At 62.3% G+C, this 7,067-nt stretch carries 6 protein-coding genes and 1 pseudogene; all 7 read left to right on the top strand.

What is annotated here, in order from left to right; translation table 11 throughout:
* Positions 1-480: pseudogene (locus ACZM96_RS08685) on the top strand (2-hydroxyglutaryl-CoA dehydratase); the annotation flags it as partial.
* A 9-nt stretch (positions 481-489) separates the two neighbouring features.
* Positions 490-2,502: a peptidase U32 family protein gene (locus ACZM96_RS08680; RefSeq protein WP_489488563.1), complete on the top strand. Its 2,013-nt coding sequence runs from the start codon at positions 490-492 to the stop codon at positions 2,500-2,502.
* Positions 2,503-2,689: 187 nt separating this feature from the next.
* On the top strand, positions 2,690-3,505 hold the full coding sequence (locus ACZM96_RS08675) for a DUF1786 family protein (RefSeq protein ID WP_489488562.1): 816 nt from the start codon (positions 2,690-2,692) through the stop codon (positions 3,503-3,505).
* Entirely contained in the window at positions 3,502-4,017 is a 516-nt protein-coding gene (locus ACZM96_RS08670) for a DUF456 domain-containing protein (RefSeq protein WP_489488560.1), read from the top strand. Before ACZM96_RS08675 ends, ACZM96_RS08670 begins: the two co-directional genes overlap by 4 nt.
* A gap of 18 nt (positions 4,018-4,035) precedes the next feature.
* Positions 4,036-4,824, top strand: a complete 789-nt coding sequence (locus ACZM96_RS08665) for an RNA methyltransferase (RefSeq protein WP_489488559.1) — start codon at positions 4,036-4,038, stop codon at positions 4,822-4,824.
* A 165-nt stretch (positions 4,825-4,989) separates the two neighbouring features.
* Positions 4,990-6,105, top strand: coding sequence for an efflux RND transporter periplasmic adaptor subunit (locus ACZM96_RS08660; RefSeq protein ID WP_489488557.1), 1,116 nt, complete (start codon positions 4,990-4,992; stop codon positions 6,103-6,105).
* Positions 6,102-7,067 (top strand): efflux RND transporter permease subunit (locus tag ACZM96_RS08655; RefSeq protein ID WP_489488556.1); only part of this gene is annotated, 966 nt, incomplete at its 3' end. The genes ACZM96_RS08660 and ACZM96_RS08655, both read left to right, overlap by 4 nt.

Raw genomic sequence — 7,067 nt, 5'->3', positions numbered from 1 at the left:
CTGTACGGATTGTATGATGAAGTGTATCGTTGGCAGCACCACAACGGCAGCATGGGACGCGCCACGGTCAGCAATCTGCTGCTGCGCGCGCTGCTGACGCTGCGGCTGCCGCTCCGGTTCGTGCTCGCGCGAAGCAGGAGATTCTCTCCCCCGCTTCCGTTCCGCAAGCTGCGCGAACAGGTGAACGGCGTGGTTTCCCTCGGTCAGCAGACCGGCGAGGGCTGGCTGCTGACGGCTGAAATGATGGAACTGCTCCACGGCCGCATTCGGAACATTCTCTGCATGCAGCCCTTCGGATGCCTGCCCAACCACATCACGGGCAAGGGCGTCATCAAGGAGCTCAAGCGACGCTTCCCCGAAGCCAACATCGCCGCCGTGGACTACGATCCCGGCGCGAGCGAAGTGAACCAGATAAACCGGATAAAACTCATGATGGCTGTGGCCAGGCAGAAATGCAGAGGAGGTCAGCCATCGACATAACAGGAAATCATGACACAGCACACTCTGCCTGAACTTCTGGCTCCGGCCGGCGACATGTCCTGCTTTCTGGCGGGCATGGCCGCCGGCGCGGACGCCGCCTATCTCGGCCTCAAGAACTTCTCCGCCCGCGCCGGAGCGGAAAACTTCAGCACCACCGAGCTCGCCCGCATGGTGGACCTGGCCAATCAGAACGGCCGCAAAATCTACGTGGCCTTCAACTCCCTCATCAAGGCAAGCGACATTCCCGCCGCCGGACGCCTCATCAAGCGCCTCCAGCGCGACGCTCAGCCCCACGGCCTCATCATTCAGGACATAGGCCTCATCGACGTGGCCCGTCAGGCCGGCTTCGAGGGTGAACTCCATCTCTCCACGCTCTCCAACATTTCCTATTCCCGCGATCTGCTGACCGTGCAGAAGCTCGGCGTGCAGCGCGTGGTGCTTCCGCGCGAGCTCTCCATCGACGAAATTCGTCAGATGGACGAAGAAGCCCCCGAGGGCATGGATTTTGAAATGTTCGTCCACGGCGCGCTGTGCTGGTGCGTTTCCGGCCGCTGCTACTGGTCCAGCTATCTCGGCGGCAAGAGCGGTCTGCGCGGCCGCTGCGTGCAGCCCTGCCGGAGAATCTACAAGCAGAAAGGACGCGAAGGCCGCTTCTTCTCCTGTCAGGATCTCTCCATCGACGTGCTCGTCAAAACGCTGGCCGAAATTCCCCACATCCGCAGCCTCAAGATTGAAGGCCGCAAGAAAGGCCCGCATTACGTGTATCACGTGGTGACGGCCTACCGCATGCTGCTCGACTCCCTGGGCACGCCCGACTGGCCCCACGCCAAGAAGGACGCCGAAGCCCTGCTCGAAATGGCGCTGGGCCGCCCCGTCACCCGCGCGCGCTTTCTGCCGCAGAAGGACGCCCACATCTCCACGCCCGACGAACCCACGAGTTCCGGTCTTCTGGTGGGCAAGATTCAGTTTGAAAAAAAGAACGGCGCGCCCTCGCTGCCCTTCATCAAGCCCCGCATCGAGCTGCTCCCCAAGGATCTTCTGCGCATAGGCTATGAAGACGAACCCTGGCACGACACCGTGCCGGTGACGAGACGCACGCCCAAGGCCGGAACCTGCACCCTGCGCCTTGCCAGACACAAAATGCCCAAGGCCGGCGTGCCCGTGTTCCTCATCGACCGCCGGGAACCGGAACTGATCCACATTCTTCAGGACTGGGAAAAGAAGCTGGAAAAATGCCGCTTGGTGGAAAGCCCCCTCGTGGAGTGGACGCCCCATCTGCCCCGCCCCGTCCGCGCCCGCCGTCAGCAGGACTACCTCGTGCGTTCGAGCCTGCCGCAGGGGCGTGAAACACGCGGTTCCCGCTCGATCATGACCGGCCTGTGGATGTCGGCGAACTCCGTGCGCGCCGTGTCGCGCACCGTGATGCCCCGTATTTCCTGGTGGCTGCCGCCGGTCATCTGGCCGGACGAAGAAGCCCTGTGGCAGCGACTCGTCATTGAAGCCATGCGCGGCGGCTCCACGCACTTCGTGTGCAACTCGCCGTGGCAGGTCAGCCTCTTCCCTATGGACGACGAACGCCGCCGTCCGCATCTCGTGGCCGGGCCGTTCTGCAACATCTCCAACCCCGCCGCCGTGGCCGTGCTGGCCAGGCTCGGCTTTGAATCCGCCTTCGTCAGCCCCGAGCTTTCGGGAGAAGACTACCTGTCTTTGCCGCGTCAGTGCTGCCTGCCCCTCGGCATGGTGCTCTCCGGCTACTGGCCCGTGGGCATCTCGCGGCACGGCATGAATCAGGTCAAGGCCAACGAAGCCTTCTTCAGCCCCAAGGGCGAAGCCTTCTGGGCACGCAACTACGGCCACAACCTGTGGATCTATCCGGCCTGGCCCATGGATCTGTCCGCGCACAGGCAGGAACTGGAATCCGCAGGCTACGCCTTCTTCGCCAGACTGGAGGAAAACGTTCCGCCGAACATGCCTCCGCTTCGCCGCACCAGCGAGTTCAACTGGAACGGCGCTCTGCTGTAACGCTGCACGGGGAGATTTCTCCCCGTTCCTTTTTCTCACGCCCTGATGTCGGGCTCCTGCAAAGAAAAGGCGTTCGACCGCCCCGGCGGAACGGACGCCGCGCCTTTGCCGAAATGCGGACAACGCCCGCCCCGAACATCGACAACGCAACTCGCCCGAACAGGCAACAACTATGCTGGACTCCCTCATGGCAAACAACGCTGCGCCGCAGCGCCCCACTCTTGTTCTGGACAACGGCAGCCGCTTCACCGCAGTCATGCTGGCTCTTCCCGGCATGGAGGCTTCCCGCTGGCCGAAGGCCGAACTTCCGGCAGAACGCCCCGTGGAACAGGCCCTCGATTTTCTGAAAAAAAATAATCTGCCCTTTCCCGAGCTGACGCTGCTTTGCGGCATGAACGCCGATAAGAGCGACTCGCCCGCGCAAAAGCGTCGCGCCGAGCGCATTCAGCGCTGGAAAGACGCGCTGCGCCGCACCGAAGGCCGCCCCGATCTTCTCATGAAGAGCGATTTTTCCGACTGGGAAGTCGCGCCGCTTCTCAGCGACGCCCGCCGCCTGTTCGGAACCGCCGTGGGCGTCGACAGCGGACTTGCCGCCCTGCTGGCGGCGCTGAGTCTGGAATCCGTGCGCGACCGCTCCTTCTGCGAAGGCGTCACCATTCTGTGGGCGGGGCATCGTCACGTGCAGGCCTTCATGGTCTATCAGGAACGGCTGCTGGGACTTTATGAACAGCACAGCGACATTTCCCGCGACGCGCTGATGAACGATCTCAAGGAAATGCGCCTGAACTGGCTGCCCGACGAACAGGTGCGAGCCTCCGGCGGACACGGCTGCATCTGCGGAGACCTGCCCGCCGAGGCCGAGGGTTTCCGTCCCACCTGCATCATGGGACCGGGCCGAGACAACCTCAAGGACTGCGGACGCCTGATCTCGCCCTGCGGAGACGACCGCTTCGACCGCTGTTTCGGCCTCATCTTCGGGCTCAGCTTCGAGGAGAGTGCATGAGCGTTTTTTTCACTGCGCTTTTCCTGCTCGCTCTCGGCGTGTGCGTGCTGCTCAATCTGGTCACGCTGCCCGGCAACTGGGCCATGGTGGCACTGGTGACGGCCTGGGCGCTGCTCGTTCCGGGCAGCGGACTCAACGTGCTTTTCTTCGTCATGTTCATAGGGCTCGCCGTAGCCGGAGAAATCGTGGAGTTCGGAGCCCAGATATGGGGCGCAAAAAAATACGGCTCGTCCAAAGTTTCCACCTGGGCGGGCATCGTCGGCGCCATTCTGGGCGCAATCTTCGGCGCGCCCTTCATGTTCGGCGTCGGCGCGGTGTTCGGCGCGCTGTTCGGCGCATGGGCCGGATGCTTTCTCGCGGAAACGCTCATTCGCCGTCAGCCTGCGGAAGTGGCATTCCGCGCCGCGCAGGGCGCGTTCGTGGGGCGCTTTCTGGGCATGGTCGTCAAATTCGGTCTGGGCATGGCCATGCTGGCCCTCACGGCCTCTCACGTGTGGCCAGACTCTCTCTAACAACCTACGGAGCGGGCTTTGCCCGATGATGATATGAAAAACGCTTCCGAAATCGCCGCCATGATGCGGCATCTGCGTCTGGTGCTGGTCCGCACCAACTTCCCCGAAAACATAGGCATGGCCGCGCGCGCCTCGGCCAACTTCGGCCACGCGCCCCTGTATCTTGCCGAACCCCGCCGCTGGAATTACGAAAAAGCCCTGCCTACGGCCACAAGCCAGGGCAAGCCTCTGCTCGACTCCATCACGGTTACGAATTCGGTGCAGGAGGCCGTGGCTCCCTGCACGCTGGTGGTCGGCACCACCGCACGCACGGGCGGAGCCAGGCAGCAGCTCATCACGCCCCGTCAGGCCGCAGCGGAAATTGCGGAACGCATCGCCCTCGGCGAAGACGTCGCCATCATGTTCGGCCCGGAGGATCGCGGCCTCAGCAACGAGGATCTGGAAAACTGCGGACGCCTGGTCACCATTCCCACCGCGCCGGACGCTTCGTCCCTGAACCTTGCGCAGGCCGTGCTGCTCATGATCTACGAATGCTTCCTCGCCCTGCCCGACGCCGCCAGAATCGACGCCCATCCGAATCTCTCCCGCCGCGTCACGGCCGAGGAGAGGGATTTCCTCTTCCGCACGCTGAAAAACGCCCTCATGGACATCGGCACCATTCCGAGGGACAATCCCGAGCACTTTTTCCTGCCGCTTGCCCGCTTCTTTGACAGGGCCGATCTGCGTCGCCATGAAATGGACATCTTCATGGGCATCTGCCGTCAGATGGAACATCTTGTCGGCGAACGCTCCGACGACAAATCCTGACGCCTTCTTCAAAAGGGCCGCTTTCATGAAACCATGGAAACGGCTCTCTTCTTTTATGCGATGCGCTGCAATCTTTTGAAAGAAAATCTTTTCCGTCCTTTTCTTGACAGCAAAATTTCTCTCTTCGTACTATGACAAAATAAGTCAACAGCCCCGGGAGTCTCCATGTCCGCTCGAATTTTTCTGTGTTTTGTCTGCGCCGTGCTGCTGATCGGCTGTTCCGGTGAATCCGAAAAAACGCAGCCCCGCGCCGTCCGCACCGCGCTGGTCACGCTCGTCGCCTCCGGAACAAGAGACGTTCCCTACATGCTTGAGGCCGTCGGCACCGTGGAGCCTTCCGCTTCCGTGAACATCGTTTCGCGCACCAGCGGAGAGTTGCAGCAGGTTCTCGTGCGCGACGGCGAAATGGTAAAGAAGGGGCAGCTTCTTTTCGTCATTGAAAAAGAACCCTATCAGATAGCGCTGCATCAGGCGCAGGCCAGACTCGAAAGCGACAAGGCCAAGCTTGCCAAGGCTCAGGACGACTACTCCCGCGCGCTAAAAATGAAGAAGGGCGGCTTCTCCAGCGCCGCGGAAACCGACGCCGCGCGCGTGACCATGGTCAGCGCGCAGGCCGACGTGCGCGAAGATGCGGCCGCCCTCGAAAAGGCCGAACTTGATCTCTCCTACTGCGAAATACGCGCGCCCATGGACGGTCGCGCAAGCGACGTGCGCGTGGACAGAGGCAACGTCATCACGGCGCAGACGCTCCTTGTGGTCGTGGACGCCTTTCAGCCCGCGGAAATCACCTTCAGCGTACCGGAAAAGCATCTTCCCCTCATACGCCGCGACGTTCGGGAATCGGGCCTGCAGGTGTCGGCCGATTCCAAGGAAGGCAAGCCCCTTGTCGGCAACGTGATCTTCGTGGGCAACGTGGACGCCGACACCGGCACCGTGCCGCTGAAGGCGCGCTTTCTCAATGAGGGCACGGAACTGTGGCCCGGAGAATTTCTCCGCGTGAAGATACAGCTCGACACGAGGAAGAACGCCGTCACCGTGCCGAGCCGCGCCGTGATGCTCGGCCCGGACGGCCCCTTCGTCTATGTGGTAGGCGACGACCGCATCGCCCGCGTGCGCCTTGTGAGCACCGACGTGGAAAACGACGGCATCACCGTCATCTCCAAGGGGCTCTCCAGCGGAGAGCAGGTTGTGCTTGAAGGCCATGTGCGCCTGAAGGACGGCATGCCCGTGCGTCTGCAGGAAGACAGAAAAATCACCGCCTCCGGGGGAGCGCAGCAATGAACATTTCCACCACGTTCATCAAGCGCCCCGTTGCCACCACGCTGCTGATGATGGGCATACTCGTCTTCGGCTGGATGAGCTATCTGCGCCTTCCGCTGAGCGAAAACCCCAACATCGACTATCCGGTCATCATCGTTTCCGCCACGCTGAGCGGCGCGTCGCCTGAAACCATGGCCACCTCCGTGGCCAAGCCGCTGGAAAAGCAGCTCTCCACCATTGCCAGCATCAAGAACATGACCTCCACCAACAAGCTCGGCCGAACCATGGTGCGGGTGGAGTTCGAGCTTGACCGCGACATCGACGGCGCGGCTCTGGACGTGCAGTCGGCCATTTCCATCGCCTATTCCCGCATGCCGGACACGATGACGCAGATGCCCCGCTTCATGAAGCTGGACCCCGATTCCCTGCCCGTCATTCAGATTGCGCTCACCTCCAACACCATCACGCGGCAGCAGCTGACGGACTACGCGGAAAACTACGTCTCTCAGCGCCTTTCCATGGTGGCCGGAGTGTCGAAATCCGACGTGCGCGGAGCCAAGCGCTACGCGGTGCGCGTCAATCTCCGGCCCGACCTCATGCAGGCGCGCGACGTCAGCGCGGAAGAAATCCGCAACGGCATCGACGCCGCCAACGTCACCCTGCCCACCGGCAAGCTGGAAGGCTCGGACCGCATACGCAACATCAAGGACAACGGCTCGCTGATCAAGGCCGAAGACTTCGCCAAAATCGTCGTTGCCTGGCGTAACGGCGCGCCCGTGCGCCTGAGCGACGTCGCCGACGTGGAAGAAGGCGTGGAAGAAACCAACCAGGCGAGCTTCATCAGCGGCAATCCCGGCGTCATCGTTCAGGTGACCAAGCAGCCGGGCGGCAACACCGTGCAGATCGTGAGCGACATTCTCGACCTGCTCGCCGACATCGAAAACACGCTTCCGCCCTCCATCGACATGGCCGTGGTGGTAGAC

Source organism: Mailhella sp. (genome assembly GCF_057866825.1).
This window is presented reverse-complemented; position numbering and strand designations above follow the sequence as displayed.